The organism is Paenibacillus sp. FSL R7-0210, assembly GCF_038009085.1.
Lineage (GTDB): Bacteria > Bacillota > Bacilli > Paenibacillales > Paenibacillaceae > Paenibacillus_AQ > Paenibacillus_AQ silagei.
The window spans coordinates 6,891,241-6,909,788 of record NZ_JBBPAR010000001.1 but is presented as its reverse complement, the minus strand read 5'-3'; the positions used below and the strand labels follow the sequence as shown (position 1 = coordinate 6,909,788).

The 18,548-nt window shown below is 55.1% G+C and carries 17 protein-coding genes; 5 read left to right on the top strand and 12 right to left on the bottom strand.

Annotation, left to right across the window (positions count from 1 at the left end; genetic code table 11):
• Window positions 1-103 precede the first annotated feature (103 nt).
• The 8 genes from mprF to MKY64_RS29380 form a co-directional block, all read right to left on the bottom strand.
• Window positions 104-2,758: a bifunctional lysylphosphatidylglycerol flippase/synthetase MprF gene (mprF, locus tag MKY64_RS29415; protein WP_340958196.1), complete on the bottom strand. Its 2,655-nt coding sequence runs from the start codon at window positions 2,756-2,758 to the stop codon at window positions 104-106.
• A 333-nt stretch (window positions 2,759-3,091) separates the two neighbouring features.
• Window positions 3,092-3,451, bottom strand: a complete 360-nt coding sequence (locus MKY64_RS29410; protein WP_036728173.1) for a FlxA-like family protein — start codon at window positions 3,449-3,451, stop codon at window positions 3,092-3,094.
• Between the two features lie 85 nt (window positions 3,452-3,536).
• Window positions 3,537-4,403, bottom strand: a complete 867-nt coding sequence (locus MKY64_RS29405) for a DMT family transporter (RefSeq protein ID WP_340957407.1) — start codon at window positions 4,401-4,403, stop codon at window positions 3,537-3,539.
• Window positions 4,400-5,629, bottom strand: a complete 1,230-nt coding sequence (locus tag MKY64_RS29400; RefSeq protein WP_442792666.1) for a multidrug effflux MFS transporter — start codon at window positions 5,627-5,629, stop codon at window positions 4,400-4,402. Before MKY64_RS29400 ends, MKY64_RS29405 begins: the two co-directional genes overlap by 4 nt.
• A gap of 237 nt (window positions 5,630-5,866) precedes the next feature.
• Window positions 5,867-6,484 (bottom strand): alpha/beta hydrolase, encoded by a 618-nt coding sequence (locus MKY64_RS29395; protein ID WP_036728168.1) that lies wholly within the window; start codon window positions 6,482-6,484, stop codon window positions 5,867-5,869.
• Window positions 6,481-7,431: a ring-cleaving dioxygenase gene (locus MKY64_RS29390; protein WP_155991603.1), complete on the bottom strand. Its 951-nt coding sequence runs from the start codon at window positions 7,429-7,431 to the stop codon at window positions 6,481-6,483. Before MKY64_RS29390 ends, MKY64_RS29395 begins: the two co-directional genes overlap by 4 nt.
• A 41-nt stretch (window positions 7,432-7,472) precedes the next feature.
• The gene (locus MKY64_RS29385) at window positions 7,473-7,874 is read right to left on the bottom strand and encodes a DoxX family protein (protein ID WP_036728167.1); all 402 of its coding nucleotides are present in this window, start codon (window positions 7,872-7,874) and stop codon (window positions 7,473-7,475) included.
• A gap of 146 nt (window positions 7,875-8,020) precedes the next feature.
• Window positions 8,021-8,494 (bottom strand): MarR family winged helix-turn-helix transcriptional regulator, encoded by a 474-nt coding sequence (locus MKY64_RS29380; protein WP_036728164.1) that lies wholly within the window; start codon window positions 8,492-8,494, stop codon window positions 8,021-8,023.
• 546 nt (window positions 8,495-9,040) lie between these two features.
• On the opposite strand from MKY64_RS29380, the gene MKY64_RS29375 reads away from it, so the two are divergent.
• The 5 genes from MKY64_RS29375 to MKY64_RS29355 all read left to right on the top strand — a co-directional run bounded on the left by MKY64_RS29375 (window position 9,041) and on the right by MKY64_RS29355 (window position 14,007).
• The gene (locus tag MKY64_RS29375; RefSeq protein ID WP_340957403.1) at window positions 9,041-9,748 is read left to right on the top strand and encodes a futalosine hydrolase; all 708 of its coding nucleotides are present in this window, start codon (window positions 9,041-9,043) and stop codon (window positions 9,746-9,748) included.
• Window positions 9,748-10,599: a 1,4-dihydroxy-6-naphthoate synthase gene (locus tag MKY64_RS29370; RefSeq protein WP_340957402.1), complete on the top strand. Its 852-nt coding sequence runs from the start codon at window positions 9,748-9,750 to the stop codon at window positions 10,597-10,599. Before MKY64_RS29375 ends, MKY64_RS29370 begins: the two co-directional genes overlap by 1 nt.
• A 94-nt stretch (window positions 10,600-10,693) precedes the next feature.
• Window positions 10,694-11,518 carry a class I SAM-dependent methyltransferase gene (locus MKY64_RS29365; RefSeq protein WP_340957401.1) on the top strand — a complete coding sequence of 275 codons (825 nt, stop codon included), beginning with the start codon at window positions 10,694-10,696 and terminating at the stop codon, window positions 11,516-11,518.
• A gap of 251 nt (window positions 11,519-11,769) precedes the next feature.
• Window positions 11,770-13,167: a helix-turn-helix domain-containing protein gene (locus tag MKY64_RS29360; RefSeq protein WP_051478253.1), complete on the top strand. Its 1,398-nt coding sequence runs from the start codon at window positions 11,770-11,772 to the stop codon at window positions 13,165-13,167.
• Between the two features lie 165 nt (window positions 13,168-13,332).
• Window positions 13,333-14,007: a hypothetical protein gene (locus MKY64_RS29355; protein ID WP_036728157.1), complete on the top strand. Its 675-nt coding sequence runs from the start codon at window positions 13,333-13,335 to the stop codon at window positions 14,005-14,007.
• 478 nt (window positions 14,008-14,485) lie between these two features.
• On the opposite strand, the gene MKY64_RS29350 is transcribed toward MKY64_RS29355, so the two are convergent.
• From MKY64_RS29350 to MKY64_RS29335, 4 genes are read right to left on the bottom strand one after another with little or no spacing between them, the layout of a single operon-like run.
• The gene (locus tag MKY64_RS29350; RefSeq protein WP_036728155.1) at window positions 14,486-15,559 is read right to left on the bottom strand and encodes an ABC transporter substrate-binding protein; all 1,074 of its coding nucleotides are present in this window, start codon (window positions 15,557-15,559) and stop codon (window positions 14,486-14,488) included.
• Window positions 15,556-16,383 carry an ABC transporter permease gene (locus MKY64_RS29345; protein ID WP_076074941.1) on the bottom strand — a complete coding sequence of 276 codons (828 nt, stop codon included), beginning with the start codon at window positions 16,381-16,383 and terminating at the stop codon, window positions 15,556-15,558. The genes MKY64_RS29350 and MKY64_RS29345 overlap by 4 nt, the downstream gene beginning before the upstream one ends.
• A 14-nt stretch (window positions 16,384-16,397) precedes the next feature.
• Window positions 16,398-17,204, bottom strand: coding sequence for an ABC transporter permease (locus MKY64_RS29340; protein ID WP_340957399.1), 807 nt, complete (start codon window positions 17,202-17,204; stop codon window positions 16,398-16,400).
• A complete protein-coding gene (locus tag MKY64_RS29335) occupies window positions 17,194-18,318 on the bottom strand; it encodes an ABC transporter ATP-binding protein (protein WP_200869578.1) in 1,125 nt (374 codons plus the stop codon). Before MKY64_RS29335 ends, MKY64_RS29340 begins: the two co-directional genes overlap by 11 nt.
• Window positions 18,319-18,548 lie beyond the last annotated feature (230 nt).

Below are 18,548 nucleotides of genomic sequence, written 5' to 3'. Positions count from 1 at the left end.
AAAAGTTGCAGAAAAACAAAAATTTTCCGTGACTTCTTATCGCCTTATCCGGCCTTCCGTATACTACAAGGCTTACTCGCCAATCGCCAGTAGGCTATTCACCTCACTTCCCCTCCTCCGGATGCCTGGAGACCAGCCTCACCAGATCCAGAGTCAGGAGAGGAAGAGTCACCGCAGCGGGGTAGGCCAGATAACGCGGCTCCCATACCGGGTTGAACTTCTCCTTATACCGGCGCAGACCGGAGAAGCCATACCAGTGGCCTCCGCGCTCAAAAACCAGCCGGGCGAGCTTCTCCTCCCGCAGCGCTCCAAAGCGGCCCCCGACATTGGACAGCGGGGCAGACCCAAGATTGAAGCTTCTGTAACCGCGCGCTTTCGCCCATTCCAGCAGACACAGGAACAGATAATCCATAGTCCCGTTCGGAGTATCCTTGTGATGGCGCATCAGATCCACCGAGACCTTCTTCTGCCCGTCATAACCAGGAGCCATGGAGGCAAAAGCCAGCAAATGGCCGTCTGCTCCACGCAGCAGCGCCAGCGGTGCGAGCTGGAGGTACGGCTCGCTGAACCAGCCCAGCGAGTAGCCTTTCTCCCTGCGCCCGGCCAGCCATTCCTCTGACAACAGGCGAAGCTCCTGCAGCAGCTCCTTCGAATGCTGGGCCTCTGTGATCTCGAAACGGTAGCCCTCGCGCTCGAACCGCCCCTTCACATTACGCAGGCTGGCGTTCCGCGAACCGCTAATACTGAAGTCCGCCAGCGGAACCAGCGCTTCTTCTCCCAGCTTGAAGAACCGGTAGCCCTGCTCATGATAGAGCGGAAGATGCGCCGGGGTCGCCTGATAGAAGACTACAGATAGTCCATACAAATCAGCAGCCTGCCTGAACTCACTGATTCCGTTATTAAGCAGATTCATCGGCCCAAGCGGATCACCCAGTACCACCAGCTTGTCCCGGACTCTGGCGAAGGCGAACAGCACCTTGCCTTCCTGGGCCCAATAGAAGCTTTTGTCGCCAAGAAACAGCATATGGCTTAAGGTATTGCCCCAGCCCTCCGAGAGGAAGCGCTCCAGCCGCGCCATATCCTTATCCGCGAGAAGCATATCTGCCTTGTGCTGCGGCCTGAGGGCTACAACCATCGTCAGCAGCAGCCAAGAGAAAATCAGTCCGCCGGCCGCCGTGGCGGCCACATTACTGTGCTGCCGCAGCCATTCCGGCTGGATGCCGGGCGGGAGATGCTTCAGGAAGCCGTGATGGGTATAACTCGCCAGCCCGTAATAGCTGAGGGCTACAGCCGAAGTCAGGAGCAGCCACCATAAGGTACTTTTGGCGCTAAACGGAACGCTGACCCGGTAAAACCGGCTTCGTGAGATCCAGAGGATCATCGCCACCACCAGCAGGAACAGAGCCTCCTCGTAATCGAATCCCTTCGTGAATGCAAATACCGCCCCACCCAATAGGAGCAGGCTCGTCCAGACATAAGCCCTGCGGACACGCAGGGAGATTCCCCGCGACAGCAGAATCAGCATAAAGCCGATTAGCACGGACAGATGGTGCGAGATCTGCATCACTGGCAGCGAGAGGAGCTCCTCTGTCACCTTCAGCCTGTAGAGCAGCTCAGGCGTAGCTGCCGACAGCAGCAGAAGCAGACCGCTGGCCAAGACCAGCTTGCCGAGTGCCCATACGCCCAGATCGCTGAGGAAGGTATATTGACCGGGCCAGCCCCATATTTTCTGCCAGACCGTCAGGGGGGCTTCCACTCTGTCGCCGCTGCGTTCAGCGCCCTTCGTACCCGGCAGCCCGAACTCCAGCGCAGCCAGCACCAGTCCGAGCAGCCAAGGGATAATATAATAGAATAATCTGTAGATGACCAGAACTGCCATAGCATGGTCGCTCTTGATGCCAAGCTGGGTAAGCCCGAGCAGCGCAATCAGATCGAACGCACCGATGCCGCCGGGAGCCATACTTAGAATTCCCGCTATCGCAGCCACTACATAGATACTGAAGACGGTGAGAAACGGAGCGCTTCCGAGCATCTCACCGGCAATGAACCAGAAGGTCAGCCCGGCGAACACCCACTCCAGGAAGGAGGCACCCACAGAAGCAACCACAGTAAGCCAGGCGGTTCTCCCCTCACCCCGGTTGACCCATTTGGCGAAGAGCGCAGAGCGCTGGAGGAGTACAAAGAACGGCAGATACAGTGCTATCCCCCAGACTGCAAAACCCAGCCAGCGATGCGCCTCCAGCAGCCGGTCCGCCGGCAGAAGTCCGGTTATCGTCCCCCACCCAAGCAGCGACAGCCCCGTAATCATCAGCGGTGACAGGAACACAATGGCCGGTGCGAGCAAGGATGCAGGCACACTGCTCCGTTTATAGAGCAGCGTTCTAAGGCCCGCGCCAGCCAGACCGGCGAATCCAATCATATTATTGAACGTATTGGCGATCCAGGCATAACGGAAGGTCCGCAACCAGCCGATCTGCAGGCGGAAATGCCGCCGGATCAAGTAATCATAAGTACTCATGACCGCCACCGACAGCAGCGAAATTCCCAGCATCTGCATAATAGAGGGTACGGGAACGGATTTCAGATCACGGATAATTTTGCCTAAATGAATTTGCTTCAGCTCATGCTGCCCCTCCAGATAGACCAGACCGATAATCAGCAGCGGAAAAAGCGCACGCACCGCCTTAATCCGGTAGATGGATATCAGCAGCCGTACGAGCTTGAAGCGTTCCAATTTATTTTTGATTACAGTATGCATGACTTCACCTGTCCTCACTGCCGAACGCTCTTGTTGCCTGAACATATTCAGCCCTCTTCATACGAACCCATTATAACAAGATCCGCAACAGAACTCCCGTATAATGGTCACATGCCTATAAGAGTTAGACGGCGGGCGGAGGATAAGTCCCTGCATCAGATTTATATTTATCCGGTGATGGCGGGAAGCGTATACATCTATATTTTAAAAGCACCCGGACTGCGATTAGTCCGGGTGTTTTTATCATCGTACCAAGGGTTGTCATCCCCTAACGGAGAGCCTGTCACCATGGCAATGGCGGCTCCCTTCAGAGACATGCTGTTCTCGCTCAGGCTATACTCGGATGTCGAATCTCCCTGCGCTGTCGGTGGTTGCGTTAGCAATCTCCTGAACGGATGCTGCTGTCAGCTTATGGTTACCGGCAGGCTTGTCCGGAGGCGCGGCAGCACTCTGGGCAGAAGCGGAGCTGCCCGCAGCCTGTGACTTCTGGGTAATTTGTGCTTCAATTTGCTTGATCTGCTGTTCTAGCTGCTTGGTTTTGGTTTCTTTGGCTTGCTCGCTGTCCTTGCTTGCGCTTACTTTCTCAAGCTCAGCTTCCAGCTTCGCCTTCTGCTTCTCAAGTGCAGCGGTATCGCTGGCGCTGGAGGATGTATAAGATACAGATGATGAAGCGGCAACGGATGAGACATTCATGGGTGTCCCTCCTTTCACCTCTTCAATATATCCCTTTTCTCTACAATGAACGTTAAAATGCGCTGAAAGTTTGCTGAATATCCCTTCAACCCTTCCTGGCCCTCCGGTTCACCAGCATAACGCTCAGCAGGATGATGACCAGCCCGGCGATGGTATTGGCATAGACCTGCTCCTGCAGGAAGATTACGCCCCACAACAGGCCAAATACAGGCACGAGGAAGGTAACACTGACGGTCTTGACCGGGCCGATATTGGCAATCAGCCGGAAATACAGCAGATACGCCACTGAGGTGCAGATCAGCGAGAGGCCGAGGACAGAATATACAGCGGCGGAAGAAGGCAGACGATCCGGGGCAAAAATCACCGCCAGCGGCAGCAGCACCACACTTGCACCCAGCTGTTGTCCCGCAGCAAGCGCCAGCGGAGTGAGACCGGAGCCTACGCGTGATGCGTATAATCCTCCGAACGCATAGCAGAGCGCGGCTCCAAGAGAGTAACCAACGGATAAAAGAACCGTGCCGGTCAGCGGAAGCGGACTCCAGCCGACCAGCACGCCCACACCTACAAGGCCTATGATCAGCCCGGCTGATTTGGCCGCCCCCGGCTTCTCCTTCCGGGTCCCCCACGCCGCCAATGCCGCGAACATCGGGGTTGTTGCATTCAGAATCGCCGCCAGCGAGGCGCTTAAGTGCAGCTCGGCCATACAGATCAGCGTGAACGGGAGCGCCGCGTTAACCGCACCGAGCAGCAGGAAAGATCTCCAGTGCTTCAGGAGGCCCAACCTGCGCCGGGTCAGCAGCGCATAGAGCAGCAGAGCAGCTCCGGCAATCGTAACGCGCAGCTCTGTCGTGAAGACCGGACCGAGCTCCGGCGAGGCAATCCGCATGAACAGGAAGGAAGCCCCCCAGGCAAAAGCAAGCAGCAACAGGGTAGCAAAGTCCTTGCGGCTCACAGCTTGACCTCTCTTCTGCACAGCAGCAGATAGGACAGAACCGACAGGAGGCCCGCTCCCGCGATGACCAGCGCCATCGGCAGGGCCGAGCCACTGCCGCCAAGTCCGACCAGCGGAGCCGCGCAGCTCCCCAGCAGCAAGGGAAGCAGACCCAGAAGCGCAGAGGCGCTGCCAGCCGTCTCCCCCTGATCCTGCATCGCCAGCGAGAAGCTGGTCGTACCCACAAGACCTACACTTGCAACCACAGCGAACAGACAGATTAGGATCGGCAGCAGCCCGCCATCGGCGAGGAGGGTAATCAGCAGCAGAATACCTCCAGAGGTACTGAGCAGAAGGCCGCAGATCAGCAGCTTACGCTCACCCACTCTGGCCGACATCCGCCCGGCAATCTGCCCGGTCAGAATAATGCCGAGGCCATTCACGGCGAAAATCAGGCTGTACATTTGCGGGGATACCCCATAAATCGTCTGCAGAACAAAGGATGATCCCGAGATATAAGCGAACATGCCTGCCATAACAAAGCCCTGGGAGAGCGCGTAGCCCATGAATCCGGCATTGCCGAGCAGGATGCGGAAGGTACGCAGGGTCCCTCTGAGCCCGCTGCGGATACGCCGTTCCTTAGGCAGAGTCTCCGGCAGCCGCAACAGGATGACCGCCGCGAAGAGCAGCCCGCATACGAACAAGACGATAAATACCCCCTTCCAGTCCGTCACTCTCAGCAGTTGCCCCCCGATGACCGGCGCTGCAATCGGACCCAGTCCGTTGACAATCATCAGCAGCGAGAAGAACTTGGTTAATTCCGAGCCGCTGTACATATCGCGGACCGCCGCACGGGAGATTACCACCCCTACCGATCCGGCCAGGCCTTGAATGAAGCGCAGCACAATCAGCAGTCCGATGGACGGGCTGAACGCACAGAGCAGCGAGGATACCGCATAGATCATCATTCCGAACAACAGCGGAATCCGGCGCCCATGCACATCACTGAGCGGTCCGGCCACAAGCTGGCCCGAAGCCAGTCCCAGCAGGAAGAAGGTCAGGGTAAGCTGAATCATGGCGGGACTGGTATCGAAATAGAGACCAAGGGCAGGCAGGGCAGGCAGATACATATCAATCGACAGGGGACCAATGGTAGCGATGGCTCCCAGAATCACGGCAAGCTGCAGCCGCTGGCTTCTGGACGGCCCGCCCTCGGCCAGGCTTGTCACCGAATTTTGCTTCATCATGAACAGGATACATCCTTTCTTGCCCGTAACCTTTAGTAAGACGGCAGAGCCATTTATGTTCAGGTCCGTTTATATATTTCTCCATACTACCGATTACCGCTGGAATGTTCAATGAATTTCTGGTTGGGCGGGAAAGCGCGGCAGCTTGGCAGGAACAACAAAAAACCGCCTGCCGTAGCCGCCAATCCTCTCGGTGATCGGCAGGCCCGCAGGCGGTTATCTCAGGTGGTGCTGTTGTTACTCCTCAGAATCGGTAAGAGCGGCCAGCCAATCTCTTGCCGCCTCCGCCTCGGCGGCGCTCAGGCGGTGCCCCTGATTGCCCCAGTGCGAGGTAACCTCTGCCCCGGCACCGCTTAACAGTGCTTCCAGCTCCCGGGTCTCCTCGGAGCGGATAATCGGATCATTGGTCCCTGCCCCGATAAAGACCGGAACCCCCTGCAGCGAAGGAATCGCCAGGCCGCGCAGCGGAACCATCGGATGCAGCAGCACTGCCGCCCGGAAGATTCCTCCGTAGTGGAACAGCAGGCTGCCCGCAATATTCGCGCCGTTAGAATAGCCGACTGCTACCAGGTTATCAGCATCGAAGCCGTATTTTGCAGCCGCTTCATCCAGAAACTGCTTCACCTCATGGGTGCGGAAGATCAGATCCTCCTCATCGAAAATCCCCTCCGCCAGCCGCCGGAAGTAACGCGGCATGCCATTCTCCAGTACGTTGCCGCGGATGCCCAGCACAGATGCTCCGGGTGCCAGCAGCTCTGCAAGCGGCAGCAGATCACGCTCGTTGCCGCCTGTGCCGTGGAATAAGACCAGTGTTGGCTGGGTTACGTCTGTACCTTGCTCAAATACATGAATCATACCGGCTTCACCTCCAGTTCACGGATTTCAAACGGGCTGAGGTTCGCTTCAATCGCCGCACGCTGCGGCTCAAACCAAGCCGGAAGCATCAGCTTCTGCCCCAGCGCCTCCGGTGCTTCATCACGGGCAAAGCCCGGAGGATCGGTTGCAATCTCGAACAGAATTCCGCCTTCTTCCCGGAAGTAGATGGCATTGAAGTACTGGCGGTCCTGCACCGGAGTCGGCTGGTAGCCGTGACTCTGAACCCGGCGTCCCCACTCCAGCTGCTCTTTGTCATCTGCGGCCCGCCAAGCAATATGGTGAACGGTACCTGTACCGCCGCCGCCCTGCGGAACTGGAGTGGCCTTCAGATCAATAATATTGCCGATATTGCCTGAAGCTCTGTAGCGGATGTAGCCGTCCCCTTCAGCGATACGCTCCATTCCCAGGGTGCGGGAGAGTGTATCCGCTGTCCGGTCCGGGGCTGTGCTGTAGAGGACAGCACCCCCGAAGCCTTTAACCGCATGCTCTACCGGAACGCCGCCAAACGACCAGGTGCTCAGCGCACCCTCTTCACGCTCCACCAGTTCAATCCGCAGTCCGTCAAAATCCGCGAAAGAGAGATACGACTCGCCAATCCGGGTAACCTTAGTCACAGGAATCTGGTAAGCGGCCAGCCGCTGCTCCCAGAATCCGAAGGAGCCGGCCGGTACAGCATAAGTGGTCACACCGACCTGTCCTCCGCCGATTCTGCCTTTGCGGCCATGAGCCCAAGGGAAGAATGTGATGATCGTACCCGGCGCACCCTGCTCATTGCCGAAGTAGAGGTGGTAGACCTCGGGGGCGTCGAAATTGATGGTTTTTTTGACGAGCCGCAGGCCTAGAATTCCGGCATAGAAATCAGCATTACGCTGAGCGTCTCCAACAAAAGCGGTAACATGATGAATCCCTGCAGTATGCATAGTCATGAGTGAACCCTCCTGATAGTTGTGATGATGATGCGCTTATTTTAATTGAAGAATATTGCGTCTAGTGAAATCGAACCCGCGCCTGTCAGCGCTATACCTACAGCGACTACCAGCACCGTTAAAGGAAACTCAATCCCGTTCGCTGTGGACCAGAATCCGTTAGGAGCATGAACCTTCACAATGGCACCGAGCATCGTTGCCGCAATCAGCACCGCAGCCACCGGAGTCAGCAGACCCAGAGTGAACAGCAGGCCTCCGACCAGCTCCATCAGACCTGCCAGCACCGCCATACGCACGCCCGGCTTGATACCAATCGACTCCATCCAGCCGCCTGTTCCCTTAGGTCCATATCCGCCGAACCAGCCGAACAGCTTCTGTGCACCATGCCCGATGAACGCTACACCAATCACCAATCTCATCAACAATAAACCTACACTAACCATTTTAAACACTCTCCATTCTCTTGGTTTTAATTATCTTAACATTAAGATATTTGCTAATAAAATTGCTGAGCTATTATTCTCTTCTTTCGTTCAGCTTGCTAACAAGCAGACAACCTTACCGCAGCTGGGCTGCTACGGACTCACTTCTATACTCCCTTGCCCAGCTTCTTCAGCAGCAGCGTCGCCTGAGCCTTCTCTTCGCTGTCCAGTCCGCCCATCAGGCTGTGAATAGAATCGACATGCTGCGGGAAAATATCATCAAACAGCTCCCGTCCCGCCTCCGTAATCTCGGCATACGTAACACGGCGGTCATCCTCGCAAGGAACGCGCTTCAGCAGTCCCCGCTTCTCCAGCTTGTCGATATTGTAGGTGATGCTGCCGCTGGTGACCAGAATCTTCTCGCCAATCTGCTGAAGTGGAATCCGGTTTCTATGATACAGCACCTCCAGCACCATAAATTCCGCCGAGGCCAGCCCGTGACTCTTCATATCCTTCACCGCCTGATCCATCAGGCTCTTGTACGCCTTCGACAGAACGACGAACAATTTAAGCGATGCTGCCTGCTCCTGCTCCAGCGTAGTATCTGTCTCTGTTCTTGCTGTCTTATTCTTGCTGCTCATTTGGTACACCTCCTGACCGGCTGCATTTATCTTCAAGTTAATTATCTTTAAGTTAAGATAAATATACGTTATTGGAAGCAGTCTGTCAAGCGCGGGAGGTGAATTAATTTTCATTCCGCCCGGCGCAAGGAAGGATCGCTCTATGCTGCGGTCATGTGAAGCCTAATTCTTACAAAAAAGCTAACCTCTGCGGGTAAATCCCCCCCAACCCGCGCAACAATCACCCCCTCCAACTCCCGCAATAAGCAAGTGGAAAATCTACATCTAATAGAGCTGAATTTCGCCACTTTGGGCGGATCATCCTTAATTAAGTGCCTTTTATCCAGCTGCTGTTTTAGCAGGGTTTATTCGTTCATCAGCAAGTGGAGAAAATCCATCTATCTCCCGCTCCGCATATTTGACCTGTTCTCTAAAACGGCGTAGACTTTCAAAAGGTGAGTATACACCGAAGCAGACGGCTCTTAGCAAGCAACTTATTGGGTATTCCTAATACTTCAAATGAATCCTATTCTAATCTTATACCAAGGCTACAAAAGGAGGCTGATTATGGAATCGAAGGCTCATCATCATTCCGGGGCCGCCGCGCGCAGTGCTGCGGCGGAAGAAGCCCCCGCGCCGCGCGTGCTGATCGTGACGGCAGTCGCGGCTGAGCGCGAGGCGGTCCTGCGCGGCCTCGCCGGCAGCCGCAGGTTCGACGTCATCGCGGCGGGCGCCGGCCCCGCTGCGGCAGCGGCGGGCACCGCCGCCGCCCTGGCAGCCGGCTCGTACGGCTGCGTCGTCAGCGCCGGGATCGGCGGCGGCTTCCCGGGACGCGCACCCGTAGGCTCGCTGGTCATCGCCAGCGAGATGCTGGACGCGGCCCTCGGCGCAGAGACGCCGGAGGGCTTCCGCAGCGCTGCCGAGCTCGGCTTCGGCAGCGTGTCCGTGCCTGCGCCGGGCGGCACGGTACAGGCCCTTGCGGCCGCGCTGGCAGCGGCCGGCCTCACGGTAAGCACGGGCACCGTGCTTACCGTGTCCACCGCGACCGGCACCGCCGGGACGGCCGCGGCTCTGGCCGCGCGCCACCCGGAGGCGGCAGCGGAGGCGATGGAAGGCCACGGGGTCGCCGTGGCCGCCCAGGCGCTGGGAATCGCGGCGCTGGAGCTGCGCGCGATCTCGAACCCGGTCGGCCCGCGCGACCGGGCCGCGTGGAAGATCAATGAAGCGCTGGACGCTCTGGCAGCGGCGGCGGCTATTTTACGGGAGGTGCTGTAATGACACAAGAGCTTCATATTGCTTATTCCCCTTGTCCTAACGATACCTTTGTCTTTCATGCCTGGGCGCAAGGCCTGATTCCCGGCGCACCCCAGCTGGATGTAATGTTTGCCGATATCGATATTACGAACGGGCTTGCAGCAGACGGCGCCGGGCCTGAAGTGCTCAAGATTTCCTACGCCGCCCTTCCCTGGGTGCTGGACAAGTACAAGCTGCTCCCTTGCGGCGGTGCGCTGGGACGGGGCTGCGGCCCGCTTGTACTAACCCGCAAAGGCGCAGGCGCCATCAAACATCCGCGCGAGCTGTCCGGCCGCAGAATTGCCGTCCCGAGCGAACGCTCTACGGCATACCTGCTGTTCCGTCTTTGGGTAGCACAGCAGGTGCAGGGCGGTCCGGCCGAGATCGTCGTTATGCCTTTTGATGAGATCATGCCTGCCGTGCAAAAGGGAGAGATCGATGCCGGACTCGTCATCCACGAAGCCCGCTTCACTTACCCGTCTTACAATCTCAACCTGCTGACTGACCTCGGGAGCTGGTGGGAGAGCGATACCGGCTTGCCTATTCCGCTTGGTGCGATTATTGCCCGCCGCGATCTGGACCCTGAAGCCATTACCGGCTGGATTCGCAGCTCACTCCAGTATGCCTGGGACCATCCTCTGGACTGCCAGGAATACGTGCTAAGCCACGCCCAGGAGCTATCGCCGGAAGTGGCCAAATCGCATATTGATCTTTACGTCAATGAATTCACGATGAGCCTTGGCGAGGACGGCTATGCGGCCATCTCTGCACTGCTGAACCGGGCTGCTGCGGAAGGGCTTGTGCCTGCGGTTGATCCGGCGCTTTTGCGTTAGCAGGGGGGAGCTTCATGACCCCCCGTTCCTTTTGAACAGCAGGCATGACTAACTTATCCTACATTTAGCTACCTATAGCAAGGAGGCCATTCCTATGATTCCTTCAGGCAACAGCAAGGCTAATATCGACCGTTTTTTGGGGTACCAAAATGACTACGACCGTTACCGGCCGGAAGCGCCGCCGATGGTGATTGAACTGCTCACCAGTTACCTGGGCCACCGTCCTTCCCATGTTGCAGATATTGGCTGCGGCACCGGCCTGTCCACCTTTCTGTGGAAGGATGCCGCCAATGCAGTGACCGGAGTGGAGCCAAACCCGGATATGCTGGGCAAGGCTCAGGACAAGCTCCGTCTTCTCGGCAGCGGAGCGGATAACCTGTCTTTTGTGCAGGGCTACTCCAACCAGCTTCCTTTCGATACGGAGAGTGTGGACATTATCACCTGCTCCCAGTCGTTCCACTGGATGGACCCGGACAGCACTCTTCAAGAAATCGCCCGTTGTCTGCGACCCGGCGGAGTCTTTGCCGCCTACGACTGTGACTGGCCTCTGGTGCTGCAGCCCGCTATTGAAGCCCGTTACAACCGGCTGATTGCGGCTTCGGATGCCATGCTTGCGGAACTTCAGCCCGGTGCCGACCAGGCCAGCAAATGGGACAAGGAAGGTCATTTGAACCGGATCAAAGCCAGCGGACGGTTTACTTACGCGAGAGAGATTGTTTTTCACAATATGGAGTCATGCGATGCACAGCGCTATATCGGGCTGGCCCTCAGCCAGGGCGGCGTCCAGTCCCTCCTGAAGCTCAGCCCGGCCTCACTTGTGCAGGACATCGCAGAATTCTCGGCACAGGTAGAGGAGTTCTTCCAGGGCCGGACCTTGCAGGTACCGGTTAGCTACCGGATGCGGACCGCTGTGAAGTAACCATCCCCGTTAGCAACCAAGCTCCTGTCTAAATAGTACAAGTAGAATCAAAAACGCGCCCCAGTTATCCCCGCAAAGGAACCGGGGCGTTTCAATGTCTCGGAAGACTTAACCAGGGACATTCCATGTCTGCCCTTCCTTTTGTTCACTGTATCTACTAATCCGCTCTATTGACCATTGGAATATTATCACATATTATTACACCAATGAAATAAAAATCTAATTACTGGGATTAGGTCAGGTGGTGTTATATGAAGTCCACAACCACGATTCGCGATCAGGTAACCGCATATTTGTCTAATCAGGGCCTGTCCATTAATCAGTTTGCCATCTCTTCAGGAATTAATTCCGGCACACTCAGCCGTGTCGTTAAAGACCGTCAACCGATTGCCATGGATCATCTGGAGCGTATTACCCGGGGTATGGGCCTGCCGGAGGACTACTTCTATACCTTATACGTGGACGAATGCTTTCATCATTCGGCCCCCACCTGGCGGCGCTTGCGGCCGTTTCTTGTGCGTTCAGCGGCGCTCGGCCGTCTTGACTGTGTTGAACAGGTAGTTAGGAACCTGCTGGAGAATCTGGTCTATGCCCCTATGCTATTCGAAGTTGCAGAAGGATTGTTCGAGCAGGGATTGTGGCACGCAGCAGCATTATTGTATGAGAATGTGAGCACCAGTGAGAAATATCAGAATTCCGAACGGCTGGCAATATGCCAATATCGCTTGTTCCGGATTGGCCTCGGTGATGACCAGAGCAGTAATCTGCGGGTAGCCATCCTGTTCGAATGCTTCATCGACCGGCTGAATGAGGCGGATCAGCTGGACGGATTGAAAGACCTGCTGGATGTCTACTACTCTCTGCAAAAGTGGTCCAAGGTGAACGAGCTTGCCGAGAAAATGCTTGAGCTGGCTACCCTCCGTTACAATCTCCAGCTCCGCTCGAAACGTAAACCGGACAACGAAAGATCACCTTCAAGTCCGCTGTATTTATATATTCTCCGTTCCCATCTCTTTTTATCAAGTGTCTGTATGGAATATGGGGACTATAAGTCTGCAATAGAGCGTGTAAGCCTTTATACAGATGTGCCTTGGATACAAGAAACTAATGACGAAAAAGAGCGGATATTAGCCCAATTCAAGGAGTGGGGTAGAGCAAATATCTATTTGTATCGTATACTCGATGGGCAGTTAGAGGTACTAAATAATTATGTGGAATTTATATCTACCCAGCCAGACGAGATATTCACGGCAATGTATAACATTGTTAAATCTGCAAATCGGTATAATTGGAATATAGACCATATTCTTGAGCGCTTCTCTAGTTACATCCCTTACAGAACATATAACTCCGAATTCGGTGAATATAACCAGCAAGTTATGGCAGACAAGCATGCCCGCTTTCTTGCTGAATTAGCAGCCTATTACCTTCACAATAAGTATTATGAGAAGTTTACGAATGTACTGCGAAGCCTGGAATCCTCCGCTAAAATCAACAACGAAAGTATAGCCATTACTTGTGTTGATCTATTTGAACAATACAGGTATACAGCAGGAGAAGAAGAAATGGAAAAATACAAACTTTTAATTAGAACAGCACGAAATTCAAAAGCAACATCATTTCATCAAGCTTATAGTTCTATGCAGTGATACCCATCCGTATACGAATCGGCGTGAATTAGGCGCACTTCTTGCTGCATTCTAGCTTTCCCCCAGCATTTACCCTATACTTATACCAGCGAGACGAAGAACGTCCCGGTTACCCCTTTATGGGGAAGCCGGGGCGTTTTCTATTTTCCGGAGAGGATGAGGAGCATGACTTTTGAAGAAGCACATGAACAATTTATCAGCGGACACTTGAATTGCAGACCTGAGGGGGAACGAAGAGCACGCTTGGAAAGGGGGCATCGGCATGCCGAGGTGCTGTTCTTGAAGAATGTATGGTGGCCTTTGCGGGGACATTTTACCGGACTTCACCCGGAGTATGAGGTGATGGATTGGCGGGGACGATCTTATTTCGCTGACTTTGCTTGGCTGCCCGGATACGTAAAGCTGCTGATCGAAATCAAAGGCTATGCTTCGCATGTACGTGATATGGACCGCAACAAATACTGCGGCGAGCTGAACCGCGAGACCTTCCTGTACGCCATGGGCTATCATGTGATTTCCTTCGCATACGATGATGTTGAACAGCGTCCCGAGCTCTGCATAACCTTGCTGCGGATGGTGCTGGGCAGATATCAGCCTGCGGCAACCCCAGTATCGCGCGTACAGTTGATGGAGCAGGAGGTCATCCGGTTAACCGTTCATCTAGCCCGGCCTATTCGCCCGCAGGATGTAAAGCAGCATTTCTCAATTGATTACAGAACCGCTGTCCGCACCTTGCGAAGTCTGTCTGACAAGGGCTGGCTCGTACCGGTTCCCACCAGCAATCAGGAACGAACCGCACGATATGAGTTGAAGCGCGGTGTACTGGAATATTTTAATTAGCCTTCGGCAAATAATTGGAAAAACGCATCTTAATTTCGCTATTCCCAAGGAATACTCGACAACAAGTGGAAAACCAGCAACTGCTGCTCCTGGTTTTGCCGCTATAGGGCGATCTGGGGAAATTTAAGTGCTGTTTTTCCAACTCTCTCCCCCACAACCCATTAATACTCATCAGTAGGTGGACAAAATCCATCTGTTACCCGCTTCCGCAGCATTATCACCCGATTCCACCAACATAGATTACTCCACCAGCATCGGCAACACCGTTCTTATCCTCTATCAAACCATCAGCCGCCAGCACCCCACTCCTTCAATCCTCGTCAGTCCCCATTCCTCCACGCCGTTATAGTCCCGCTCCCCTATCCCCTATGCAACTCCCGCCACCCACTTCCACCTTACCCCCTGGCAAGCAAAAGCCCCCCGCCTACGCAATACGCGCATGCAGGGGGCTTCTGTACTCTTCCGGCGCTTACGCCAGCTACTTCTTATTCATCTTAAACATCAGGAACAGCTCATTATAGTGGGCAAGCATCCGCTTGCCGAGGTTGTCGTAGACCTCCAGCCGGTCGGTGAGCTCGGCGGGCGGGTAGAAGCGCTCGTCACCGGAGATGTCCTCCGGCAGCAGCTTCAGGCCGGGAACGTTCGGCGTGGAATAGCCGACGTATTCCGTATTCTGGGCCGCCACATCCGGCCGCAGCATGAAGTTGATGAATTTATGCGCGCCTTCGACATTGCCGGCGGTGCGCGGAATGACCATGTTGTCGAACCATTTGTTCGAGCCTTCCTCCGGCACGACAAAGTCCAGCTTGTCGTTGTCATCCATGATCTCCGAAGCGTCGCCGGACCAGACGATACCGACCGCCGCTTCTTCGTTGGCGAGCAGCATTTTGACCTCGTCACCCACAATGGCCTTCACATTTGGGGACAGCTTGTTCAGCTTCGCGAGCGCCTCCTGCAAATGCTCCTCCTTCGTGTCATTGACGGAATAGTGCAGGCTGTTCAGCGCCATGCCCATGACCTCACGGGCTCCGTCCACGAGGAAGATATTATTCTTCAGCCGCTTGTCCCATAAGGAATTCCAGCTGCTGAAATCGATGCCCTTCGTCATCTCCGGGTTGAAGATGATCCCCACCGTCCCCCAGAAATAAGGAACCGAATACTTGTTACCGGGATCGAAGGACAGATTCATGAACTTGGAATCGATGTTGGCGAGATTCGGCAGCTTGCTGTGATCCAGCGGCAGCAGCAGATTCTCTTCCCGCATCTTGGCGATCGCGTAGTCAGAGGGGATCACAACATCGAAGATCGTACCCCCCTGCTCTACCTTGGTCAGCATCGCTTCATTGGAATCGAACGTCTGGTAGATGACCGTAATCCCGGTCTCCTCCTGGAATTGCTTCAGGAGATCGGGGTCCACATAGTCGCCCCAGTTATAGATAGTCAGCGTGTTGCCGCCAGAATAGCCCTGGGCCGAGTTCAGCCGGGAGGCCAGGAACATCAGTCCGAAGGCGACGATCAGAATCGCCAGGAACGTATTGACTAGCTGCTTCATCTAGGCACCCCCGCTTCGGCCACCGGCTCGGCAATCTGTGCCGCCGGGCGGCTTTTACGCTGGTTCAGGTAGTAATAACCGATGACCAGCAGAATTGTGAAGAGGAAAATCAGCGTCGACAGCGCGTTAATCGACAGCGAGACCCCCTGACGGGCACGGGAATAGATCTCCACCGACAGGGTGGAATAGCCATTGCCCGTGACGAAGAAGGTGACTGCGAAATCATCCAGGGAATAGGTCAGGGCCATGAAGAATCCGCTGAAGATTCCCGGCTTGATGATCGGCAGAATGACTTTTGTCAGCACATCCCGGCGCGTAGCGCCGAGATCACGCGCGGCATCCGTCAGGGTCGGGCTCATCTCCTGCAGATGCGGCAGGATCATAATGACCGCAATCGGAATGCTGAACGCCACATGCGAGAGCAGCACGGAGGTGAAGCCGAGCTTGATCCCGACAATCGTGAACAGGATCAGGAAGGAGGCTCCGATGATGACATCCGGGCTGACAATCAGCACATTGTTCAGCGAGAGCAGTGTGTTTTTGGCCCGGCGGCTGCGGACATGATGGATCGCCAGCGCACCGATTACCGCTATGATGGTCGCAATGGCCGATGACAGAAGGGCGATGACCAGTGTGTTAATCACAATAATCATCAGCCGGGTATCGGCAACTACCTCACGGTAATAATCCAGCGTGAAGCCTTCGAACTTGTGCATCGTACCGCCGCTGTTGAACGAGTAGTACATCAGATAGAAGATCGGCGCGTACAGCACCAGGAAGACCAGCACCAGATAGATATTGGCGATGCCGTTCTTGTTCTTAATCCTGCGTCTGTTCTTCATCCGCGCACCCCCTTCCGGGAGCCGCCGGTCAGAATCATGAACAGCGCCATAATGGCGATCAGGAACACCGCAACGGTGGAGCCCATACCCCAATCCTGTGTGACCAGGAAGTGCTGCTCAATCGCGGTGCCGAGCGTAATCACCCGGTTCCCGGCAATCAGACGTGTAATCATGAACAGCGACAGCGCCGGAATGAATACCGCCATGCAGCCGGAGCGTACACCCGAGATCGTCAGCGGAAAAACCACCCGCCGGAACGTTGTCCATCCCGATGCACCCAGATCACGCGCAGCATCCACCAGCGACAGATTCATCTCGTCGAGCGCACTGAAGATCGGTAGAATCATGAATGGAATGAAAATATAGACCGACACAAACACAAAGCTGAAGCCCGTGAACAGAATCTGCTGCTCGCCCAGACCCAATAAATCAAAGAAATTATTGACCGGACCGAAGGTGCCGAAGATCCCGATGAAGGCATAAGTCTTCAGCAGCAGGTTGATCCAGGTCGGCAGAATAATCAGCAGCAGCCACAGCTGCTTGTGCTTCGTTCGCGTCAGCAGATAAGCGGCCGGATAAGCCACCAGCAGCGAGAACACCGTGATCAGAAAAGCGTACCAGAACGAATTCAGCATCATTCTCATATAGACCGGCGTGAAGAAATTGACGTAGTTATTCAGCGTCAGCTTCCCCTCCAGATCGAACAGGGAATAGTAGACCACCAGCAGCACCGGGGCAATGACAAACAGCGCGATCCACAGGTAGTACGGGATGAGGTAATACGACTTGCCCTTAGTCATCATGGCTCTCCACCTCGGCGTAAGCCTCCAGACGCTTGTCGAACTCTTCCTCCGTTTCACCGAAACGCATAACATGGATCGCTTCCGGGTCAAAATACAGCCCAATCTCGGAGCCAACCTCCGCCTTACGGGTGGAATGGACGAGCCATTCATGGCCGGAGCCGTCATAGCAGCTGATCTCGTAGTGAACCCCGCGGAACAGCTGCGAATCCACACGCACCTTCAGCTTGCCCGCCTCAACTGTAGCAATCTCCAGATCCTCGGGACGGATGACAATCTCCACCGCTTCATTCGGCCGCAGACCGGCATCGACACATTCGAACCGGTGACCGTTGAATTCCACTACATAGTCCTCAATCATCACACCCGGCACGATGTTCGACTCTCCGATGAAGTCGGCCACGAACCGGTTAATCGGTTCATCGTAGATATCATTAGGCGTGCCGCTCTGCTCAATCTTGCCGCCGTTCATGACGAAGATCCAGTCGGACATCGCCAGCGCCTCTTCCTGGTCATGGGTGACGAAGATGAAGGTGATGCCCAGCCGTTGCTGCATCTCCCGCAGAATATACTGCATCTCCGTACGCAGCTTCAGATCAAGCGCCGAGAGCGGCTCGTCCAGCAGCAGCACCTGCGGCTCGTTGACAATGGCGCGCGCAATGGCCACACGCTGTCTCTGCCCGCCGGACATTTCATTAATGGCCCGCTGATCATAGCCGACCAGGTTGACGAAGCGCAGCGCTTCCTGCACCTTTTGATGAATGACATCCTTCTTCAGCTTCTTGATGCGCAGTCCAAACGCCACATTCTCGAATACGTTCAGATGCGGAAACAGCGCATAGTCCTGAAATACCGTATTGACCTGCCGCTCATTGGCGGGAATGTGGTTGATAATTTTGCCGTTCAGATAGATCGAACCTTCCGTCGGCTCCGCGAAGCCGGCGATCAGACGCAGAATGGTCGTTTTTCCGCAGCCCGAAGGGCCCAGCAGCGTGTAGAATTTACCGCGTTCAATTTCGAAGCTCACGCCTTTGAGTACAGCCTCTTCGTCGTCGTATTGCTTAATCACCTGGTCAAATGAAATAATAGTGCCTTCCGGGGTAGCTATAGCTAACAACCTCCCTTACTTATGTAGTACAACCTATTTTACCCGCTTCTTGCGGGAGACAATCCGGCAGCAGCATGCTTAGCACGGATAAGCGACAATTCTTGCCTTGGTTCGACAGACTTCAATATATATAGCATAAATGAATCCTGCAATATATGCGATAGCTTACATTGTGAAATCGCGCACAAAAACTTAACAAGTTCGTAAAATCTTGCCCGCCTCCAGCCTGTTTTGAGGTG

Coding starts and splice junctions, on each gene's coding strand:
- MKY64_RS29340 (WP_340957399.1), bottom strand. CDS start 17,204: ATGATGACTAAGGGCAAGTCGTATTACCTCATCCCGTACTACCTGTGG.
- MKY64_RS29370 (WP_340957402.1), top strand. CDS start 9,748: ATGACACAAGAGCTTCATATTGCTTATTCCCCTTGTCCTAACGATACC.
- MKY64_RS29375 (WP_340957403.1), top strand. CDS start 9,041: ATGGAATCGAAGGCTCATCATCATTCCGGGGCCGCCGCGCGCAGTGCT.
- MKY64_RS29365 (WP_340957401.1), top strand. CDS start 10,694: ATGATTCCTTCAGGCAACAGCAAGGCTAATATCGACCGTTTTTTGGGG.
- MKY64_RS29410 (WP_036728173.1), bottom strand. CDS start 3,451: ATGAATGTCTCATCCGTTGCCGCTTCATCATCTGTATCTTATACATCC.
- MKY64_RS29355 (WP_036728157.1), top strand. CDS start 13,333: ATGACTTTTGAAGAAGCACATGAACAATTTATCAGCGGACACTTGAAT.
- MKY64_RS29390 (WP_155991603.1), bottom strand. CDS start 7,431: ATGACTATGCATACTGCAGGGATTCATCATGTTACCGCTTTTGTTGGA.
- MKY64_RS29395 (WP_036728168.1), bottom strand. CDS start 6,484: ATGATTCATGTATTTGAGCAAGGTACAGACGTAACCCAGCCAACACTG.
- MKY64_RS29360 (WP_051478253.1), top strand. CDS start 11,770: ATGAAGTCCACAACCACGATTCGCGATCAGGTAACCGCATATTTGTCT.
- MKY64_RS29400 (WP_442792666.1), bottom strand. CDS start 5,629: ATGATGAAGCAAAATTCGGTGACAAGCCTGGCCGAGGGCGGGCCGTCC.
- mprF (WP_340958196.1), bottom strand. CDS start 2,758: ATGCATACTGTAATCAAAAATAAATTGGAACGCTTCAAGCTCGTACGG.
- MKY64_RS29385 (WP_036728167.1), bottom strand. CDS start 7,874: ATGGTTAGTGTAGGTTTATTGTTGATGAGATTGGTGATTGGTGTAGCG.
- MKY64_RS29350 (WP_036728155.1), bottom strand. CDS start 15,559: ATGAAGCAGCTAGTCAATACGTTCCTGGCGATTCTGATCGTCGCCTTC.
- MKY64_RS29380 (WP_036728164.1), bottom strand. CDS start 8,494: ATGAGCAGCAAGAATAAGACAGCAAGAACAGAGACAGATACTACGCTG.